At 35.8% G+C, this 19910-nt stretch carries 19 protein-coding genes; 17 read left to right on the forward strand and 2 right to left on the reverse strand.

The window, feature by feature from the left end; translation table 11 throughout:
* Nucleotide 1: 1 nt before the first annotated feature.
* From FNJ88_RS01195 to FNJ88_RS01210, 4 genes are read left to right on the forward strand one after another with little or no spacing between them, the layout of a single operon-like run.
* Nucleotides 2–475: a sterol desaturase family protein gene (locus FNJ88_RS01195; protein WP_185145842.1), complete on the forward strand. Its 474-nt coding sequence runs from the start codon at nucleotides 2–4 to the stop codon at nucleotides 473–475.
* Between the two features lie 3 nt (nucleotides 476–478).
* Nucleotides 479–1192 (forward strand): lycopene cyclase domain-containing protein, encoded by a 714-nt coding sequence (locus FNJ88_RS01200; RefSeq protein WP_143851343.1) that lies wholly within the window; start codon nucleotides 479–481, stop codon nucleotides 1190–1192.
* Complete coding sequence (locus tag FNJ88_RS01205; protein ID WP_143851344.1) at nucleotides 1182–1667, forward strand: SRPBCC family protein; 486 nt, start codon at nucleotides 1182–1184, stop codon at nucleotides 1665–1667. The genes FNJ88_RS01200 and FNJ88_RS01205 overlap by 11 nt, the downstream gene beginning before the upstream one ends.
* The gene (locus FNJ88_RS01210; RefSeq protein ID WP_143851345.1) at nucleotides 1664–3091 is read left to right on the forward strand and encodes an SDR family oxidoreductase; all 1428 of its coding nucleotides are present in this window, start codon (nucleotides 1664–1666) and stop codon (nucleotides 3089–3091) included. The genes FNJ88_RS01205 and FNJ88_RS01210 overlap by 4 nt, the downstream gene beginning before the upstream one ends.
* On the opposite strand, the gene ggt is transcribed toward FNJ88_RS01210, so the two are convergent.
* Nucleotides 3092–4777, reverse strand: coding sequence for a gamma-glutamyltransferase (gene ggt, locus FNJ88_RS01215; RefSeq protein ID WP_143851346.1), 1686 nt, complete (start codon nucleotides 4775–4777; stop codon nucleotides 3092–3094).
* Between the two features lie 223 nt (nucleotides 4778–5000).
* Between ggt and FNJ88_RS01220 the strand changes: the two genes are divergently transcribed.
* The 9 genes from FNJ88_RS01220 (at nucleotide 5001) to FNJ88_RS01260 (ending at nucleotide 15236) form a co-directional block, all read left to right on the forward strand.
* Nucleotides 5001–5966, forward strand: coding sequence for an NAD-dependent epimerase/dehydratase family protein (locus FNJ88_RS01220; protein ID WP_143851347.1), 966 nt, complete (start codon nucleotides 5001–5003; stop codon nucleotides 5964–5966).
* Between the two features lie 205 nt (nucleotides 5967–6171).
* Entirely contained in the window at nucleotides 6172–6924 is a 753-nt protein-coding gene (locus FNJ88_RS01225; protein WP_143851348.1) for a polysaccharide deacetylase, read from the forward strand.
* Between the two features lie 117 nt (nucleotides 6925–7041).
* Complete coding sequence (locus FNJ88_RS01230) at nucleotides 7042–8388, forward strand: chloride channel protein (RefSeq protein ID WP_143851349.1); 1347 nt, start codon at nucleotides 7042–7044, stop codon at nucleotides 8386–8388.
* A 290-nt stretch (nucleotides 8389–8678) separates the two neighbouring features.
* Complete coding sequence (gene xerA / locus FNJ88_RS01235) at nucleotides 8679–9722, forward strand: site-specific tyrosine recombinase/integron integrase (RefSeq protein WP_143851350.1); 1044 nt, start codon at nucleotides 8679–8681, stop codon at nucleotides 9720–9722.
* 292 nt (nucleotides 9723–10014) lie between these two features.
* Nucleotides 10015–11001, forward strand: a complete 987-nt coding sequence (locus FNJ88_RS01240) for a hypothetical protein (protein ID WP_143851351.1) — start codon at nucleotides 10015–10017, stop codon at nucleotides 10999–11001.
* Between the two features lie 233 nt (nucleotides 11002–11234).
* Nucleotides 11235–11723 carry a Crp/Fnr family transcriptional regulator gene (locus tag FNJ88_RS01245; RefSeq protein WP_143851352.1) on the forward strand — a complete coding sequence of 163 codons (489 nt, stop codon included), beginning with the start codon at nucleotides 11235–11237 and terminating at the stop codon, nucleotides 11721–11723.
* A 64-nt stretch (nucleotides 11724–11787) separates the two neighbouring features.
* Entirely contained in the window at nucleotides 11788–13236 is a 1449-nt protein-coding gene (locus FNJ88_RS01250) for an amidase (protein WP_143851353.1), read from the forward strand.
* A gap of 184 nt (nucleotides 13237–13420) precedes the next feature.
* The gene (locus FNJ88_RS01255) at nucleotides 13421–14395 is read left to right on the forward strand and encodes a hypothetical protein (protein ID WP_143851354.1); all 975 of its coding nucleotides are present in this window, start codon (nucleotides 13421–13423) and stop codon (nucleotides 14393–14395) included.
* 319 nt (nucleotides 14396–14714) lie between these two features.
* The gene (locus FNJ88_RS01260) at nucleotides 14715–15236 is read left to right on the forward strand and encodes a hypothetical protein (RefSeq protein ID WP_143851355.1); all 522 of its coding nucleotides are present in this window, start codon (nucleotides 14715–14717) and stop codon (nucleotides 15234–15236) included.
* A 69-nt stretch (nucleotides 15237–15305) separates the two neighbouring features.
* On the opposite strand, the gene ltrA is transcribed toward FNJ88_RS01260, so the two are convergent.
* The gene (gene ltrA, locus FNJ88_RS01265) at nucleotides 15306–16622 is read right to left on the reverse strand and encodes a group II intron reverse transcriptase/maturase (RefSeq protein ID WP_143851356.1); all 1317 of its coding nucleotides are present in this window, start codon (nucleotides 16620–16622) and stop codon (nucleotides 15306–15308) included.
* Nucleotides 16623–17335: 713 nt separating this feature from the next.
* Here ltrA and FNJ88_RS01270 point away from each other — a divergent pair.
* From FNJ88_RS01270 to rplI, 4 genes are all read left to right on the forward strand, one after another.
* On the forward strand, nucleotides 17336–17887 hold the full coding sequence (locus FNJ88_RS01270; RefSeq protein WP_143851357.1) for a hypothetical protein: 552 nt from the start codon (nucleotides 17336–17338) through the stop codon (nucleotides 17885–17887).
* A gap of 604 nt (nucleotides 17888–18491) precedes the next feature.
* Nucleotides 18492–18833 (forward strand): 30S ribosomal protein S6, encoded by a 342-nt coding sequence (gene rpsF / locus FNJ88_RS01275; protein ID WP_143851358.1) that lies wholly within the window; start codon nucleotides 18492–18494, stop codon nucleotides 18831–18833.
* Nucleotides 18834–18857: 24 nt separating this feature from the next.
* The gene (rpsR, locus tag FNJ88_RS01280) at nucleotides 18858–19160 is read left to right on the forward strand and encodes a 30S ribosomal protein S18 (protein WP_143851359.1); all 303 of its coding nucleotides are present in this window, start codon (nucleotides 18858–18860) and stop codon (nucleotides 19158–19160) included.
* 95 nt (nucleotides 19161–19255) lie between these two features.
* Complete coding sequence (gene rplI / locus FNJ88_RS01285) at nucleotides 19256–19786, forward strand: 50S ribosomal protein L9 (RefSeq protein WP_143851360.1); 531 nt, start codon at nucleotides 19256–19258, stop codon at nucleotides 19784–19786.
* Nucleotides 19787–19910 lie beyond the last annotated feature (124 nt).

Consider the following 19910-nt stretch of genomic DNA (forward strand, 5'->3'; position numbering starts at 1 on the left):
AATGGAAATCGCAGGATATATTGCACTCACTCTTCTCGTTGTAGTTACTATGGAAGGAGTGACTTGGCTTACACACAAATTCATTATGCACGGTTTGGGCTGGTACTTACACGAGGATCACCATCAACCGGGTTATCCACATGTTTTTGAAAAAAATGATGCGTTCTTTATCGTTGGTGCGATCCCCAGCATTTTGCTTTTTTGGTTCGGAACGCAAGACGGAATTAACTGGAAATTCTTTGTTGGTCTGGGCGTTTTAATTTACGGAATTCTGTATTTCTTAGTACACGATGTCTTAATTCACCGTCGTTTCAAATGGTTTGATAAAACCAACAACTGGTATTTGAAAGGTTTAAGAAAAGCCCATAAAATGCACCATAAACATTTAGGAAAAGAAGAAGGCGAATGTTTTGGAATGCTTTTCGTGCCGATGAAATATTTTAAAGAAGCCCGTTTATCCACCATTAAAAAATAGATTTTGCAGTCATACTATTATTTACTCTTGGATGTTTTCAGTTTTCTGATTCCATTTCTGTTCAGTTTTGAGAAAAAAAGAATGCATTTTATCCAACACTGGAAGGCTTACTTCACCTCCATTATGGCGGTTGGAATTATCTTTATTCTCTGGGACAGTTATTTTGCCTATCAGGATGTTTGGGGATTCGATGACCGGTACTTAATCGGATTAAGAATTTTAAAACTTCCTGTCGAAGAGTGGTTATTTTTCCTTCTTATCCCTTACGCCAGTGTTTTTATTCACTATTCATTAAAATATTTTTTTCCGAAAATAGTACTTAGTGCAACCGTTACAAAATATATAACGTATGTTCTGTTTGCAGTAGGCTTGTTATTAACGGTTTTTAATTACGATAAACTATATACGTTTGTGTGCATCGGGTTATTTACTTTTTTAATGTTGCTTCAGATCATTTTCGAATGGAAATATGCACAAAGATTTTATTTAAGTTTCATCCTTATTTTCATTCCTTTCTTTTTTGTGAACTCTGCACTTACAGGAAGTTATTCTGATCATCCCGTCGTTTTTTATGACAATACCGAAAACTTAGGAATTCGTCTGGGAACGATTCCGGTAGAAGACAGTTTCTATTGTTTCGCTCTACTCTATTCGATTACGCTTTTATTCGAATATTTAAAAACTAAAAAATTCTTTAGATCCACTGATGAAAATTAATATTACCAAACAATCTGGAATCTACACTTTGACTTCGGAACAGATTTTACCACTTTCATTAAAGGAAGCTTGGGAATTTTTTACGTTGCCAACGAATTTAGATAAAATCACGCCTAAAGAAATGGAGTTTCGAATAACCAATAATCCACCGAATAAAACCTACAAAGGTCAGATCATTACTTACAAAATCGGAATTCTACCAGGCATTAGTTCGAATTGGATTACCGAAATTACTCATTTAGAAAACCAACAGTTTTTCGTTGATGAACAGCGATTTGGACCTTACGCAATGTGGCATCACGAACATCATTTTGAAGAAATTTCGGAAGGGAAAGTTTTGATGACCGACATTGTCAATTTCAAAATGCCATTTGGGATTTTAGGCGATTTGTTTGCTGGGAAACTCGTGAAAAATAAAGTAAAATTCATCTTCGAAAGTCGTTATACCATTTTAGAAAAATTCCTTACCTCATGAAAATACTTCTGACAGGCGTAACCGGTTACATTGGGAAAAGATTGCTCATTCAGTTACTGGATGAAGGTCATCATTTGGTATGTTCGGTAAGAGACAAAAACCGTTTTGGTCTGCATTTATTCAAGGATAAACTCGATCAGATCGAAGTGATTGAAAATGATTTTCTGGACAAGAAAACTTTAGACAATATCCCTAAAGATATTGAAGCCGCGTATTATTTAATTCACTCCATGTCTTCAAGCGAGGGAGATTTTGAGGAAAAAGAAAAAATTTCAGCCGACAACTTTCGAGAAGTTTTAGAAAAAACCAAAGCGAAACAGGTCATTTTTCTAACCGGAATTATCAATGAAGAAAAGCTATCGAAGCATCTTCAGTCCAGAAAGAATGTAGAAGAGGCTTTGCAAAGTTCGATGTACGGATTAACGAGTTTACGAGCCGGAATTATTGTTGGTTCGGGAAGTGCTTCTTTTGAAATCATTCGTGATCTGGTTGAGAAATTACCGGTAATGATCACTCCCAAGTGGTTGAATACGAAATGTCAACCAATCGCTATTAGAAATGTAATTCAGTTTTTAGTAGGCGTTTTGGGCAAAGAATTTACTTATAATCAGAACTATGATATTGCGGGGACCAACATTGTTACGTACAAACAAATGTTGCTGCAATATGCTGAAATCCGTGGACTGAAAAGAACGATTTTCATTGTTCCCGTGATGACTCCTCGACTCTCCTCTTATTGGTTATATTTTGTGACATCTACCAGTTATTTTCTGGCGGTAAACTTGGTTGACAGTATGAAAATTGATGTGGTCGCCAAAAAAAATAATTTAGCAGAACAGTTAGGTATTCATCTATTTTCTTATCATGAAGCAATCAATTTGGCTTTTGATAAAATCAAACAAAATGATGTTTTATCAAGTTGGTTTGATTCTTTTACCAATCAGTTTCACAGCCGTAAAGTTTGGCAATATCTGGAAGTTCCGGACGAAGGTTGTTTTAAAGATATTCGCGAAATGAAAGTTGATGATGAAGAAAAAGCTTTAGAAAGAATTTTCAGCATTGGGGGAAAAACAGGATGGTATTATGCAGATTTCCTCTGGAGAATCCGCGGATTTTTGGACAAACTATTTGGCGGCGTCGGTTTAAGAAGAGGAAGGAGAAACATGAATCATCTTGAAGCCGGAGATTCTGTAGATTTTTGGCGTGTCTTATATGCGAACCGAGAAGAAAAGCGACTTTTACTTTTTGCCGAGATGAAGCTTCCGGGAGAAGCCTGGCTGGAATTTAAAATAAAAAATGGCGTCCTTCATCAGGAAGCCACTTTTCGTCCGCTCGGTTTATCGGGTCGGTTATACTGGTATTCGGTCTTGCCTTTCCACGGTTTGATCTTCAATGGAATGCTGACAAAGCTGGCAGGAAAGTAATTATTCTGCCGCCACAGAATCATCTCCTCTCCCATCTGCAACTGCTACTGCGTTTCCGTCGTCATCGATGATAATTAATTCAGTTCTTCCGATCTGGGAAGTCTTTTCAATTATATATCCCTTCTTTTCTAAATCTGAAATTGTTGCTTCTGGAAAATTCTTTTCCGTCAAAACAGTTTCCGGTAACCACTGATGATGAAATTTAGGAGCATTTACGGCCATATTAGGACTCAGTTTAAAATCAATAATATTCACGATAGACTGATAAACGGAGGTTGGAATCGTCGTTCCACCTGGCGTTCCTACGATGATATAAGGTTTAGAGTTTTTCATAACGATCGTTGGCGTCATTGAACTAAGCATTCTTTTTCCTGGTTTAATCGCATTTGCTTCGCCACCCACAGCACCAAACATATTTGGTACCCCAGGTTTTACAGAGAAGTCGTCCATTTCATTATTCAATAAAAATCCTGCACCGGCTACCACTACCTGACTTCCGTATAATCCATTTAAAGTCGTCGTTACAGCAACTGCATTCCCTTCCTTATCAATGATCGAGATATGTGTAGTTTCTGTAGATTCTTTTGGTTGCGGAATAATTTTACCGACTTCCGCACTTGGTGTTGCACTGTCAAAACTAAATGTTTTCCATCGATTTTTAAGATATTCATCAGAAATAAGCATTGCCGTTTGATCTTTAATAAAATCTGGATCTCCCATATATTCTGCACGGTCAGCAAAAGAGCGACGTTCTGCCTCTACCATTATTTGAACAGCTTTTGTTGAGTTCTGTTGGTACTTTTCCAAGTTTTCGTAGCCACTCATTTTAAGCATTTGGGCCAGAAGAATTCCGCCGCTGGAAGGCAAAGGCATGGAAACGATCTCAGTTCCTTTATAATTAAAGGTGATCGGTTTTCTTTCAACAACTTTATAATTTTTCAGATCGTTTAAAGTAATGATTCCATTCCCGCGTTTCATTTCTTCAATGATGAGTTGAGCAGTCTTCCCTTCGTAGAAACCTTTCGCACCATTTTTCTGAATCAATTTTAAAGTTTCTGCTAAATCTTTTTGAATCAAAAGATCTCCCTGTTTCCAAGGAGTAGATTTCTGGAAAATCGTTTTAATTTTATTATGTTCTGCAAACGATTTCATATGATAATTCAGCAAATTGGCTTCTTTAAGGGTAATTGAAAAACCTTGCTCTGCTAAATCGATCGCTGGCTGAATCAGTTTTTCCATCGGAAGGTTTGCATGTTTTAACGTGGCATAAAAACCGGCAATAGAACCGGGAACTCCAACTGCTAATCTTCCATTTTGAGAAAGATCGGTATTAGCATTTCCTTTTTTATCAAGATACATGTCCCGACTCGATTTTTCAGGTGCCGTTTCGCGGAAATCAATGGTAAATTTTTCTCCGTTATTTTTTACACCTACTAAAAAACCTCCACCTGCAATATTTCCAGCTTGTGGATAAACCACTGCTAATGCATATTGCGTCGCGATGACAGCATCATAAGCATTACCGCCCATTTTCATGACTTTCGCACCTGCTTCACTTGCGAGAGGATGTGCAGAGACCACCAAACCTTTGTCTTTGGTATGGATTTCTTTTACAATTGAAATATCGGTGAACTGCGCGAAAGCAAATTGCGAAATTACGACGAGCGATAGAAAGAATTTTTTCATGTATTAAAGTTTTAACAAAAATAGGAAAAAGGAATTCAATAACAGAGATTGTATGACATGCCGTAATTGCGACCCGGCTTAAGTGGAGCTCTTTTTGCGTAACGCAGTGAAGCAAAAAAGCGGGAACGGAAGACGGAAATAGTCGCCCAAAGAATTATTTTAGCAATACTATTTCTTTACATGCGCTAATTTTCTAAATTTGTGCAACTCTTAAACTCTAAAAATGGAATCCCACACGGAAAAAATATTGATAACAGGTGCATTAGGACAAATTGGTACTGAACTCACCAACCGCTTAGTCGAAATTCATGGTGCTGAAAATGTAGTGGCTTCAGGGCTTGACCGATGGGACAAAAATCTGACCTCTGCAGGGTTTTATGAAAGAATGGATGTTACCAATACACAGTTGGTACGGCAAGTCATCAAAGACTACGAAATTACGACCGTTTATCACCTGGCGTCTCTACTATCAGGGACATCTGAGAAACAGCCTCTATTTGCATGGAAACTCAATATAGAACCTCTGCTTCAGTTTTGCGAAATGGCGAAGGAAGGTTTGCTTCAGAAAATTTTCTGGCCCAGCTCGATTGCTGTTTTTGGAAAAGGAATTCCTAAAAAAGATGTTGGGCAAGACGTGGTTTTGAATCCAACAACCGTTTACGGCATATCGAAAATGGCCGGTGAGAAATGGTGTGAATATTACCATGATAAATTTGGCGTCGATGTTAGAAGTATTCGATATCCCGGTTTAATCTCCTGGAAAACTCCTGCAGGCGGCGGTACAACCGATTACGCGGTAGAGATCTATTACGAAGCAGTGGAAGAAGGGAAATATACCAGCTTTATTTCTGAAGATACCGCAATGCCCATGTTGTACATGAATGATGCAATTAAAGCGACATTACAACTTATGGCGGCACCCCAAGAAAACCTAACCGTACATACGTCTTACAATTTAGGAGGATTATCATTTACTCCAAAAGAACTGGCAGAAGAAATTAAAAAAGAAATTCCAGATTTCACGATTGATTACAAGCCCGATTTTCGTCAGCAAATTGCCGATTCCTGGCCAGCATCAATTGATGATTCAGTAGCAAAAAAAGACTGGGGACTTTCTTATGATTATGATGTGACGGCGATGACAAAAGATATGTTGAAAAACTTAAAAGTAAAATTAGCCAGGAATTAAACCCTCTACTAAAATTAATGTTCAAAATTTTTAAATGAAAAGTAAAAATTCTTTTGGATATTTAGGCTTAATTCTCTTTGATTTTTGAATAACAAAAAGATTAGCTTTCTAAGTTTCTACAAAATAATAATCTGCAATCTCACAGGACTTTCCTACTGGTTTTGCAGATTTTTATTATACTTTCATGATATAATTTCGGAGATTTATGATTTTACTTACTTTCAATATTATTAATCCAGACCGGGCTCTTAAAAGCAGTAGTATATTGTCTGCGCAGGAACTCTTAGAAATCACGATACAAAATACCCATTCCCTTTTAAGAAGTTTGGAAAGTACGGAGATTCTTGCTACCTTCTTTATTGAGATCTCCACTGTCGCTTATTTAGAAAAATTAATAAAGAAAATAATTAATGGGGGTCACGAAATTTCTTTTTACCACATCGACTCTTCTTTAGAAGAAATAGAATCGGCAAAAAAACGGACCGAAAACCTCATTGAAAAACAAATTCGGGGAATCCGAATGAAAGAAAACGCATTTCCTTTAGACGCTCTCCATCATTTACGATTTACCTATATCTCGCTAATAGAAGATACCGCAATCATGTTTCCATTCAAAAGATTTGAAAGGAAAGCGGCCTTCACGGAGCAAAATGGCCTCAGTATTCTTCACGAGAGTATTTCACCATATTCCCAAATTCCTTACAATGATTTCATATTTCAGGTTGTTCCACTATCCTACTATCAAAGCATGGTGATCGAAACGATAAAGAAAGATGAATTTGTCTTGGTGTATCTTAATTCCTGGCAGTTTACCGATTTTGACAAATATGTTTTTGAAATGAATTTTTTTAAAAAATACAATTCAGGAAAAAAGCTCCATGATAAATTTGATATTTTTCTAGCGTGGATCAATGAAAATCAGCTTGCGTGTTCCAGGATCAAAGACTTCTTATTTTAAAGAAAACATTCCCAATCGTTGTTCAAAACGCAACCGTCGTAATTTTCTTACGATAAATTCGTCAAAAAAAATTACTGATAAATCCTGTAGCTCATTTAAAATTGATAATTTTGCAAAATGCGCAAACTATTCAATTTTGTTCGCAATTCTCTTAAGAAATCTTTTGATAATATCCGAAACGAAAAACTGAAGTACAATCTTCTTCAGGCAATTCCATTTTGGATCGGATCTTTCATTACCGGATTATTTGCTGTGATTTATGCCCAAATGTTTCAGTGGGGAGAAAATTTAATGCACGCAATGATGAACTGGCATGCGTGGTTAATTTTTATTGTGGCTCCAGTTGCATTTGTTTTATCCTGGTGGTTGGTGAAGAGATTTGCCCCATATGGAAAAGGAAGCGGGATCCCTCAGGTAATGGCAGCGGTAGAGCTGGCCAACCCAAAGGAGCATTCCAAAATCTCCTACTTACTAAGTATCAAAATTATAATTTTTAAAGTCTTCTCTTCTATTATTTTAGTTATTGGTGGTGGCGCCGTGGGCCGTGAAGGTCCTACCATTCAAATTGCCGGATCTGTTTTCAGGAAAGTAAATGAGTTTTTGCCAGACTGGTGGCCGAAGATCTCAAAAAAAAACATGATCATGACGGGTGCTGCGGCAGGTCTTTCCGCAGCCTTCAATACACCGCTTGGAGGGATCGTATTTGCCGTAGAAGAACTTTCCAAAACACATATCAATTATTTCAAAACAGCACTTTTTACTGCAGTGATTATTGCTGGGCTAACTGCGCAAACTTTTGCCGGTTCTTATTTATATTTAGGGTATCCTAAAACAAGCGACATCAGTATTATAATTATTTTCCCAGTGATATTGGTTTCTGCAATTTCTGGAGTATTTGCGAGTCAGTTATCCAGAATTATGCTGATGATCAGTGCGTGGAAAAAAAGGCTCACCAGTGATCGTTCCAATATTATCTTCCTGATCGTTTCAGCTTTAATCATAGCTACACTGGCTTATTTCATTAATAGTGAAATTTTGGGCTCTGGGAAAGGAATTATGCAACGGGTCTTGTTCACCGAAAACAAAAATGAGGATTGGTACATGCCCTTATTCAGAATGCTGGGTCCCGCTCTGTCATTTACATCTGGTGGTGCAGGCGGTATTTTTGCGCCGGCTTTGGCAGCAGGTGCAAGTATGGGCTCCGTAATCGCAGGTTGGATTAACCTAACACCGCATGAAACTAACGTGGTGATATTAACCGGCATGGTCGCTTTCCTTACTGGGATAACCAGAGCACCATTTACCTCTTCAATTATCGTGTTGGAAATGACCGACCGACACAGCCTTATATTCTACCTAATGCTTGCTGGTATGGTATCGTCGCTGATTTCTCTATTAGTGAGCCGTCATTCATTATATGATGAGCTGAAAGAGATGTATTTAGAGGAAATCAGGAAAGAGTAAGGAGCAACAAGAGTTAGCTTCTCACAAAACCGGACCAGCTTTCCACTATATCCCCTCGTTTCCGAATTCGAAACGAGGGGGATGCCGTTGCAATCTGGGCTAAAAGACCTCGCAGTCTTTTTTTTGAAAACTTCCAGGGTAACGTTCTTTATCTTGCATCAAAGTTGAGGAGCTTATTCAATTTCTATAATAAATGAAGTCAAAACCATTTCTAAATCATCTATAAAAATGGAATAAAAAAAAACATGTATAAAAAATTTTATTATCTTTATTTCTAAAATCAGAATATTATGATTTGGTCTGCAAAATTAATTAAGCATAGAAATGAAGACCGAATTGGCGTAGAATTCGAGAAGGATAAAGAAATGATCCAACGGATAAAACTTATACATGGGGCACGATGGAGTCAGCAAAAAAAACTATGGCATATTCCGGACACACGAGAAAATAGAGAACGGTTCCAAATTACACAAAAACAAGACACCGCACTTTCATCAGAGGGTCGAAAACATCACGATTTATTCATTCGGTGGCTTTCTTCCAAAAGGTACAGTCCAAATACAATCAAAACCTATTCTGATGCATTACGATCATTTTTATTTTACTACAGATCAAAAGACATTTGTGAGCTCACCAATGCAGATGTACTTGATTTTAATAATGATTACGTTTTGAAAAAAAATTTATCCGCGTCTTACCAGAACCAAATCATTAGCGCTATAAAATTATACTTTAGAACAATACGGGAAACGAAAATAGAAGCCGATAAAATTGACCGCCCCAAAAAGCCAAAGACATTACCAAATGTTTTGAGTAAAGAAGAAGTCAAGATCATTCTCGAGGCTCATGCCAATGTGAAACATAAAATGATGCTTTCTTTGATCTACAGTTGCGGTTTGCGATGCAGTGAATTACTCCAGCTACGACCACTTGACATCGATTCTAAAAGAAATATTGTTCTGATAAAGCAAGCTAAAGGTAAAAAAGACAGAATTACGCCATTATCTCCGAAGATTCTAGAATTATTGAGGGCATATTACCAGCTTTACAAACCAAAAACGTATTTATTTGAAGGTCAACAACCGGGCACCATTTATTCTGCAAAAAGCCTTCAAAGTGTATTAAAACAGGCATTAGAGAAAACCAATATAAAAAAGCCAGTCACCTTACACTGGCTACGGCACAGTTACGCTACTCACTTATTAGAAAGTGGCACTGATTTGCGATATATTCAAGAATTATTAGGACATAATAGCAGCAGAACAACAGAAATTTATACGCACGTAAGTACAAAAAGTTTACAACACATCAAAAGTCCGTTTGATGATTTATAAAGAAAAAAAATATATCTTCGTGATCAGAAATAAGTCTTACGAATATCAGACAAATACCTACCAAATACGTTGTATTTGTCTGACGAAGTAAGACATATAAACAAGTTGGGAAAAATCGCCCTTTGGGACGATTTTTCCCAACGGCCAGCTCGGCTTCGCCGACTGTCGGGAAACCATCGTTGCTTTCGCACGACGTTCTCCCAACAGTCGCCTTTGACGCATTCCGAAAAGAAGTTTGCAACTTCTTTTCAGAACGACGACAAAGCCGAGCTGGCCGTTATGTACAATTTTTATGAACCGAAAGAGTCTATTAAACCAACTTGAATTAGCTTATTCTCCTTTGACAGCTTATGAATTCGCGGTTGTTAAGGACGACAAGGCAATTGAAAGGGCGCTTGAAAAAGCAAGTCTGTATATAATCGGACAAAGGCCTGTTATCACTTTTGAAAATGTAATTCCCGACACGTCAGTTTACCAGCTTAATTTTGAAATTCATCAAAAGGGAAATCCCAATATTTTAAAATGCAAATTGCCATTTGACCAAGAAATATTTGGATTAATGGCGGACAATGTGGTTGACGTAGCATTTAATTATTTGGACAAGACAGTAAAACAAGTTAGCCCGCCATTCAATAACATTCATGGTTTCTCTTTAGTTAAGCACAAAAAAGAAGGAAAAGAGTTTCTTATTTGGTTTTCACCTGAAAAGCTTCTCCAAAATTGGTGGAAAGAGATAATTGAGTGCGAAATTGAAGGAGATTGGAAATCATTTTTACATTACAAAGTTCATTACGTTGGTAAGGCTACAAAGCAAAGTATATTAAAACGGTTGACAGGTCATTCGACATTTCAGGATATTCTTTCTTTGGAATCGCCAGTAACAGAAAAACAATTACCCGCAAACGAAGTTGTTATTCTTCCTTTTGAATTTCAAGACAATTTACAAATCCAGTCATTTGGACCAGGATCTGATACTAAGGACATGGTTGCTTCATTACTTGGAGAAAACTATCCAGACCAAGAAAAAGTATTTCTTGATGCGGAAAAGGCTTTAATAAAAGCTATGCAGCCGTCATACAACAAAGAAATGTTCGATAATTATCCTGTCAGCAAAGACGGCCTTTACAATGATAACTATGATGCGATTTCATATACATTTATTGACCCAATAGTACTGACTTACGATGAAGGAACTATTCGTGGCGGACTGACACATATTGGAGGAGATGCTATTTTGATACTTGACAACAACGAATTCAAACTAGTTAGACATGAATAAAACTGTACATAACAGGCGTTTGGCTCAATGGCGGGTGACGTGGTTAATTGAACATTCTACCTCGCATCAACTTTTGTGGTGTATTGACAGTTTTGTGCTCCGAAATCCGCCACTGCGCCAAGCGCCAAAACGTTGGTGGCAATATTAACCCAAAATTACGAAAATTGATATTTGACAAGTTAAATTTTTCCGACCCAATTTCCGCAGATTTCTTTGAAGATTTCAGTAAACTAATGACTTTTGAGGAATTACCAAATAAACATTTACTACACACCGAAGGAACTATTTGCAATCGTTTTTTTATACTACATAAAGGATTGGCAAGAGCCTATTATCACATAGATGCCAAAGATATTACGGCTCATTTTGCAATAGAAAACACCACCATAACAGCTATTGACAGTTTTATCCAAAGAAAAAAAAGTCGTTATAATATTGAATTATTAGAAGATTCTTCTTTGTCCTATATCAATCACGAAGATTGGAAAAAATTACTTGAAGAGAAGCCTCATTACGAAAAATATGCTCGTATTTTTCTGGAAAATATTTACATCGATATTGCAGAACGTATTGAAGATTTACTGTTTCACTCCGCAAAAGAGAGGTATAAGAAACTGATAAGTAAATTCCCTACACTGCTACAACGAGTGAATTTAGGGCACATTGCATCTTATATAGGAATAACGCAAGAAACTTTGAGCCGAATTAGAGCCGAAAAATAAAATGCGATTTTGATATTTGTCAAAGAGATTTGAAGTTAATAGACAGAGCTTTGTAAAAAAAACAATGGAAAATATCGTATTTGAAAGTGCTACAAAACTCGTTGAAAAAATAAAGAAACAAGAAATCACTGTTGTTGAATTAGTCACTGCTTTTTTAAATCATATTGAAAAATTCAATCCTACAATTAATGCTATTTGCGACATTAGAAAAAAAGACGAGATTTTAGATGAAGCTCGTAGAAAAGATTTAGAAATTCAGCAAGGGAAAAATCTTGGACTCCTTCACGGACTACCATTAACAATAAAAGATTCTTTCTTGGTAAAAGGACTAAAAAATTCTAATGGAGATCCTTCTTTAAGAAATTATCTTGCCACAGAAGATGCAGAATTGGTTAAAAGATTGAAAGATGCAGGAGCTATTATTATTGGAAAAACAAATACTGCACTCTTTTGTATTGACTGGCAAAGCACTAATTTTTGGAACGGACAAACTAATAACCCTTATGATATTTCGAGAGTTGCAGGTGGAAGTTCAGGTGGTTCGGCAGTTGCGGTAGCTTCGGGTTTTAGCCCTTTGGAATTGGGAGCTGATGCAGGTGGTTCTATAAGAGTTCCGGCTCATTTTAATGGAATTTGTGGTTTGCGTCCTTCTGAAAATTTTCTTTCTAACAGAGGGCATCTCAAAGTTAAAAACAAACCACAAGGAAGGAGGCACATTATTACACCAGGTCCTTTTGCAAAAAGTGCAACAGATTTACTTCTAATGATGGAAGTTTTAGGAAATAATACGAAATATGAACTCCCCGAATTATCGCCAATCAATTTAAACAATAGTGAATGGAAAAAGCAATCTTTAACTATTGCTTATTCTGAAACTATAAACGATACAGAAGTTGATGCAGAATATTTAGAACTTTTTAGGAATTTTATAGGTAAAATAAAAAATGAAAATCATATTTTAAGTATTGACCACCCAAAGTATGATGAAGAAAAAGCCTATTTAGAATGCAGTAAAATTATTGGATTTGAAATAGGAATCAACAATCCCAAAGTGCCTTTATTAGCCAGTTTTATGTACACCTTTATTCGGTTGAAATACAGAGACCACTTGTGGGCAAAAGGAATGGCTTTGGGACAACGTTTGACCAACATTGACTACGCCAAAGCAATTGACTATAAAGATGATTTTTCTGAAATTTATAATTCATTTTTGACAACTTATGACGTTTGGATTACGCCAGTTTGTTCCTTTGAAGCTTATAAACATCAAAATGCAGGAAAACCATTTACTGTCAATAATAAAAAAATAGGCTACACTAAAGCTATTGCTTCCTTTAACTTTACAACTGCATTTTCAGGACATCCAATAGTTGTTATTCCGATTGGAAAAAAGAAAAACGGAATGCCTTTAGGAATTCAAATACATTCCAAAAAATGGACAGATAAGAAATTATTAGAAATTGCTCAGTATTTTGAGAAATTCACTAATGGATTTGAAAAGCCAGTGTTATAAAAAATACTGCCACCAACAAGCGTTTTGCAAAAATGCGGTTTTGGGCTTAATTTAAAGTTTGTTTTGTATCTTTAAACTTTGTGCTTAACCGAAAGTTTTGGCTATTTTAGTCCGCATCTTCGCAAAGCGCTGGGACGTTGGGTAGCATAACATTGAAAATCAGAATTTATTAGAAAAAAAACAGATGACAAAACTAACAATATTACTTCTACTATTATTTAGTAATAATCTATTTAGCCAAGAAATAACAGAAGAACAAAGAGATTTTTATACAACAATTTTACACGGGACAGACTCTCTAAAGTTTAACAAAACTACTCACAATGCATTCAAATTTGTGGAATATAAAGAGAGTGATTTTTTTAAACAAGTAATTACTCCTGAAGAAATATCTTCCTGCACTAAATTGGTTAAACAGACTGCTCAACTAAGTTTAAATGATAAAAATCAATTGCTTTTATCCGGAGAATTGACTTCACGGTTTAATACACAACTAGCTGGTATTTTATCGATTACACTATTGGAAAATAACCTAATCAAAAAAAATGGTGAAAAATTTCAACTAAACACTTTTTACAATTCAAATAGCGGATATAGTAAAATTGATTTTAAAACAGACATAAAAAGTAAATATGCTAAAAATGAAAAGATATCTGGATATGTCAACTTTGAAATAAATTACTTAATTGGCTATGACAAAGTTGAGCTGACTCCCAACGACATTGGAAAAAATATAACTTTAAATAATTGTAACTACACTATTATTAACATTAAAGAGAATGAAATAGTCCTAAATAAACTATGTGAAAAAGAAAACGAACTTAATGTTATCAATTTTAATAAAACAGGAAAGGTAGCAAAATCTTATTCGGATAATGAGTTAATGGAAATGATTGAAAAAGATTCAACTATTTCTATGGAAAGTTTTGACAGAAAAAATAGAGAAACATATAAAATGGTCCGAAACATATTTGAAGAAAACCCAAAAATATCACTTGCAGAATTTAAAAAGATTTTTACTGTTGAAAAGTTATTAGAAATGAAAAAAGAAGGTAAATATGTTATTGTTGAAAGCATAGCTCCCTTTCAAAATAAGTTAGAACTTTATTCCCCTAAATTTCACTCCGAAATAATAAAAGTGGAAATGAAAAAACTGTGAGCAACAAAGCAACGCATTCTACAATAAGATGCTTTACATCATTACCTTAAAAATTAGACTTTCGCAAAAAATAATTGAGACAAACAGTGTCTTAAAAACCTGGAAACCTAACGTGGAAATGGAAAAGGTTTACCCATAAAGTTACGCTACCCAACACACGCTACAAGCAATTTGGGTATTAGGCTTAATTTGAAATTGGCTTTGTATTTGGAAGATTTGGCAAATCCGAAAATAGGGCTTAATTTAGTCCCAAACTGCTTGTAGCGCGGGAACGTTATGCGTCAGCATCAAACGACGGAAATATAATCATAAATAATTTATGGCATTTTTATTTTTTCTTTTCTTTCTAGTTCCATTGACGGGAATAATGATTTTCGTCTGGTGGAAAACAAATAATAAGGTTTTCGGAAAAGTAATCGGATACTTCTGGCTTTCCGTGATTGGATTAATTATTTTATCTTTAGTAGTGGAAAAATTAAAGGCGAAAAAAATATTAAAAAAGAAAGACTATTACGGACAGTACATTATCGACAGAGACTTTTTCCCAGGTAAACAGGCGGATTGGCAATATGAAACTTTTCGATTTAAAATTAATAATGATAAAATTTATTTTTATGTTACAAATCATGACAAAATAGTAAGAACTTTTAGTGGTACAATTTCAACAACAGCACCATATGGTTCAGAAAGACTTATAATAAATATGGAGCAACCGACAATTCATGTATTAAAAACTAATCCAACAGTTTATAGAAACGCTTGGAGTTTTTATTTAGTTTTCCATTCCGATAAATTTAATAATATGTACTTTAAAAAAGGAAATTGGAAACCCATAAATTGAATAAATTTTAAAAAGCCGAACGCATAATCGAGTAGACGGCTCCGCTCATAATCGAACGGAGTACGCCTCTCACACCACCGTACGTACGGGTCTCGTATACGGCGGTTCGTATCTTGATGGGTTAAGTGATAGATGAAGTTCTAACATGGCGATGTATGCACGTTTCTTTAGCCTTGAAATAGTGATTGTTGTTCCTAAAATAGGACTTTGTGCGACTGCCCATCCTCCTTTCCGAGTTCGGCTATATGCATACGCAAGGCTTTGGTCGATTCCTAATCGAATGAGGTTTTTCCTCTTCCGTTCGGGCTTCTTCCAATCATGCCAAATGCAATACCGCAGTCGGTTTCTCAGCCATCCGTCAAAGCTGAGGAGTTTTCCTTTGATACTTGTTCCTCGAAAATAGTTTAACCATCCACGCTGAACTTCGTTAATCTTTTGGATACGCTCATCAAAACTTATCGGAGCGGTTTTTCGGGTGAGGGATTTTAGTCGCTCTTTCAATCGTGTCCACGCTTTCTTACCTACTACCAATTGGTATTTTCCCTTGTCCCCTTTCTTATATGTAGATTCGAATCCGAATCCCAGTAGTTCAAATTGTACTGGCTTTCTAACTCCACTTTTCTCACCATTAATAGTGAGTTTGAGTTTCGTTTTCAAGTACTTCTCTATGGCTTTTAGCGTTGCAGTTGCGTGGCTTTTATACTGGGTATAAATACTAAAATCATCTGCGTAGCGCACAAATCGAAGTTTACGTTTTGTCAATTCTTTATCCAACTCATTGAGCAGGATATTCGACAATAACGGACTTAAAGGCGAACCTTGCGGAACTCCTTTTCTTCGTTTGTGTAATTGACCATTGATTAGAATTGGAGCTCGTAACCATTTGCGGATTAAGCGCATGGTTATTGGGCATTTTACCTTTCGATAAAGTAAGTTAAGAAGGATGCAGTGGTCTACTTCATCAAAGAAGGTCTTTAGATCAATATCTACAATAAATGGATAACCTTCATGGATATGCTCCAACGCTTTACCAACTGCTTGGCGGGCGTTTTTGTTGGGTCTGAATCCATAACTGTGAACACTAAATTCATTCTCATAGTGTGGCATCAGAACTTGTGACACCGCTTGTTGTAACACTCTATCGGTTACTGTTGGTATTCCTAAAAGTCGGGTTTTACCATTTCCTTTAGGAATCTCTACTCCAAGAATGGGTTGAGGAAGATAACACCTCTCTTTTATGGAAGAATAAAGTCGTGTTTTCTCTTTCCGAAGATAATCAGATAGTTCTTGCACGTTCATTCCGTCCACGCCAGCGCTGCCTTTATTCGCAATTACTTGCTCTAAGGCTCGTTGCATGTTGCGAGGATGTAATACTCTTTCAATCATTCTTGTTCTTTTACTTTAACCTGTTCCGCTTTCCCAAGGCTATTCCGTTTAACGGGAATTCCATTGTGAATTAAGAACCAAAATACGTTCAGTCCTTCCTTGGGTTGTGAGTCCTCCGATTTATTCATCGGCTCGTTGCTCCTAAGTACTATGACCTCTGCTGACTTCTTCGTTTTGCCAACTCGTGGCTACGAAGATCTCCCCAGGTAATGGCATCTTCTTTCACTCAATTCCTGCCGTATCTACATTTATGCACTTTTGTAATCTTAGGGCGTTACAATGATGTGCTTGCTTACCCATGCATAAATGCCTCCTATACGGTTCCTGTTCGTCAGTACCGTCCCGATAGCTATCGGGATTGTAGTCGCGCTTTATTCATTCCTTTTTATTGTTTTTTTAAGGTATTCATGAATGCTTTGCATTTCTTCAGATGTAACCTCACGGTTACCACCCTTGCGACTTACTAATGGTTCAAGGAGTTACCCTCGCCCATAAGGGACTTGCACCCTCTAGATTAATTTCCTACTTTCGTAAGAGAAAGATGCCCATGCTGGGCACACACCCCGTGTATAATTAATGGCTGGTTCTCGCCTACTTACGAAAGTCCTCGCGGACTTTCTATTCGGTTTTTATTTGCTAACATTAGTACTTAAAACACGCCACTAATCAGACACGAACACGTTGGGAATTTTAAACAAACTATATTATAAAAAATGAAAAAAATAATTTTACCACTTTTGGTTTTGACCACATTAACAATTCAAAGTTGTACAGTAATGAAAGTTTCGGAAAAAACCGACGATGGACTTTTTAAAGCATCCAAAAAAGCGGATATTCTTGTAAATAAACCTTTTAATTTAGATGAAAATAAAAGTCTTTTAGTCGTTCCAAATAATACATTTATGAAAGGGATGGCTGAAAAAATTGGTTATTTTGACAAAGTAATTACATTTGATGATTTAGAAAAAGATATTATAAAAGATAATAAGCAAGACGAAGTTGGTGCTTTAACAGGCAAAATAGGAATTAACAATGCTTATCGAAAATATAAAAAATTTTTATATCTAAAATTTGATGACAATAAAGATAAAAGTAAAAGAATCCAATTGAAATTAGTAAATCCAGAGGATTTTGATGAAATTTTTGTTAGTGATACTTTATATGACGATTTCTGGGTTGGGGTTAATGACCAAAATACTTTTAATCCTTTATTTAATGCTCTAATAACTTACATCAAAAGTAACTCTAAAACATACGGAAAATAAAACTTCTGCTAATAACTAAGCTTTCGTTTTGTCTGAAAGACAAGAAATGAAAGCCCGTTGAACGGAAGCTCCGGTAGCTTTTCCTCCCCGCTTGGTAATCTTATGGAGTTATCGTTTCTAAGGATATTAGAGCAGTTTTTTAGAAGGAATCCTTTTTTTGCGGCGTTTGGTAGATTCGAGCATTGTTGAAGTTCAGCGAAATCAACTTTGAACTAATTTGGTTCTAGTTCGGCGGACAATTATTAAATTACAGTATGGTCACAGCGACTTTCGTAATTCTGCACTATGTTTAAAATTATGATTCGTTTAAAAAAAGCTAGTACTACTGCAAAAACTTTGTTATTTCTAGTTGCTGACCGTATTAATATTATCAGATTTGCAGTATAAGCTAAGGAAATATTCATTGATCGGACATTGCAAAAATACGCTAAAGAGCGAATCGAGAAATAAAAAAAGAGATCAGTAATCTTTATCAATACTTAAATTATATTGTAATCTCTTATATTAGAGAAAAAATCATCTTTAATCCTTTCATAATCTTGCATGTTACAAAAAGAAGTTATATTTTTGCACCTCGAAATAATTAACAAAATTCATTAACATTATGAACAATTACGAAACTGTTTTCATTTTAACTCCCGTTCTATCTGATGCTCAGGTGGAGGAAGCAGTGAAAAAATTTGAAGACTTATTGACTTCAAACAATTGCGAAATCGTTGCCAAAGAAAATTGGGGACTTAAGAAATTAGCTTATCCTATTCAATTAAAAAAGAATGGATTCTACACTTTGATCGAATTCAAAGGTGAAGGAAATGTAGTAGCAGATTTAGAACTTGCTTACAAACGTGACGAGAGAGTAATCCGTTACCTTACTACAAAACTTGACAAACACGCGATCGAGTATGCAGTTACCAGAAGAACGAAAGTGAAAACTGCGAAAGTTTAATTTTAACCTTAAAAAAGAAAAGACATGGCAATAGATGATATGGCTAAACAAGCCTCAGCAGGTGGAGAATCCGAAGTAAGATTCTTAACTCCAGTAGACATCAATACAAAATCTGATAAAAAATACTGTAGATTTAAAAAATTTGGTATCAAACATGTAGATTATAAAGATGCTTCTTTCCTTCTTCAGTTCGTAAACGAACAAGGTAAAATTTTACCAAGAAGATATACTGGAACTTCTTTGAAATACCAGAGAAAAGTTTCTGCAGCAATCAAAAGAGCAAGACATTTGGCAATGTTGCCTTACGTAGCTGATTTATTAAAATAATATTAATCATTGGTTGTTGGTTATTGGTTGTTGCTGCTAGTTCGCTAACTTCAAACCTCCAAAATCTAACTTCTAAATAAAAAAGGACAACAACAATGGACATTATCCTAAAAAAAGACGTAGAAAACTTAGGTCTTGAATTCGATACCGTAAGTGTAAAACCAGGTTATGCAAGAAACTACTTGTTACCTCAAGGGATCGCACTTTTGGCTACACCAAAAAATAAAGCGGCTCTAGCAGAAACTTTAGAAGCTAGAAAAGAAGAAGAAGCTAAATTGGTAGCTGCTGCAAATGCAATTGTAGAACAATTGAAAAAAACAAATATCACAATCGCAACTAAAGTTGGGTCTGGTGATAAATTGTTTGGATCAATCAACAACGCAAACCTTTCTGAAGAATTATCTAAAGTTGGAGTGCAAGTTGACAAAAAATACATCAAGATTCCAGGGAACAACATCAAGAGAACTGGTAAATCTACTGCAGTAATTAGACTTCACAGAGAGGTTGAATACAACTACGAATTCGAAATCGTATCTGACGCTCCACCAGTGGTAGAAGCTCCGAAACCAGTTGCTAAGCCAAAAGCTGCAGCAGTAACGGAAGAAACTCCAACTGAAGAAGCATAAGCGTTTTCTTACATAATTATAAATCCGATATCAAATTGATATTGGATTTTTTTGGTTATAAAGCGGATTTTCACTTATTCTCCACATTTCTAACAAAGAAAAAAAATTCTATAACTAATACATT

Origin of the sequence: Chryseobacterium sp. SNU WT5 (assembly GCF_007362475.1) — a bacterium.
Lineage (GTDB): Bacteria > Bacteroidota > Bacteroidia > Flavobacteriales > Weeksellaceae > Kaistella.

Excerpts from the sequence above, each read along its gene's own strand:
- FNJ88_RS01195 (WP_185145842.1), top strand. The coding sequence starts at position 2 with ATGGAAATCGCAGGATATATTGCACTCACTCTTCTCGTTGTAGTTACT.
- FNJ88_RS01205 (WP_143851344.1), top strand. The coding sequence starts at position 1,182 with ATGAAAATTAATATTACCAAACAATCTGGAATCTACACTTTGACTTCG.
- FNJ88_RS01210 (WP_143851345.1), top strand. The coding sequence starts at position 1,664 with ATGAAAATACTTCTGACAGGCGTAACCGGTTACATTGGGAAAAGATTG.
- ggt (WP_143851346.1), bottom strand. The coding sequence starts at position 4,777 with ATGAAAAAATTCTTTCTATCGCTCGTCGTAATTTCGCAATTTGCTTTC.
- FNJ88_RS01220 (WP_143851347.1), top strand. The coding sequence starts at position 5,001 with ATGGAATCCCACACGGAAAAAATATTGATAACAGGTGCATTAGGACAA.
- FNJ88_RS01225 (WP_143851348.1), top strand. The coding sequence starts at position 6,172 with ATGATTTTACTTACTTTCAATATTATTAATCCAGACCGGGCTCTTAAA.
- FNJ88_RS01230 (WP_143851349.1), top strand. The coding sequence starts at position 7,042 with ATGCGCAAACTATTCAATTTTGTTCGCAATTCTCTTAAGAAATCTTTT.
- xerA (WP_143851350.1), top strand. The coding sequence starts at position 8,679 with ATGATTTGGTCTGCAAAATTAATTAAGCATAGAAATGAAGACCGAATT.
- FNJ88_RS01240 (WP_143851351.1), top strand. The coding sequence starts at position 10,015 with ATGAACCGAAAGAGTCTATTAAACCAACTTGAATTAGCTTATTCTCCT.
- FNJ88_RS01245 (WP_143851352.1), top strand. The coding sequence starts at position 11,235 with ATGACTTTTGAGGAATTACCAAATAAACATTTACTACACACCGAAGGA.
- FNJ88_RS01250 (WP_143851353.1), top strand. The coding sequence starts at position 11,788 with ATGGAAAATATCGTATTTGAAAGTGCTACAAAACTCGTTGAAAAAATA.
- FNJ88_RS01255 (WP_143851354.1), top strand. The coding sequence starts at position 13,421 with ATGACAAAACTAACAATATTACTTCTACTATTATTTAGTAATAATCTA.
- FNJ88_RS01260 (WP_143851355.1), top strand. The coding sequence starts at position 14,715 with ATGGCATTTTTATTTTTTCTTTTCTTTCTAGTTCCATTGACGGGAATA.
- ltrA (WP_143851356.1), bottom strand. The coding sequence starts at position 16,622 with ATGATTGAAAGAGTATTACATCCTCGCAACATGCAACGAGCCTTAGAG.
- FNJ88_RS01270 (WP_143851357.1), top strand. The coding sequence starts at position 17,336 with ATGAAAAAAATAATTTTACCACTTTTGGTTTTGACCACATTAACAATT.
- rpsF (WP_143851358.1), top strand. The coding sequence starts at position 18,492 with ATGAACAATTACGAAACTGTTTTCATTTTAACTCCCGTTCTATCTGAT.
- rpsR (WP_143851359.1), top strand. The coding sequence starts at position 18,858 with ATGGCAATAGATGATATGGCTAAACAAGCCTCAGCAGGTGGAGAATCC.
- rplI (WP_143851360.1), top strand. The coding sequence starts at position 19,256 with ATGGACATTATCCTAAAAAAAGACGTAGAAAACTTAGGTCTTGAATTC.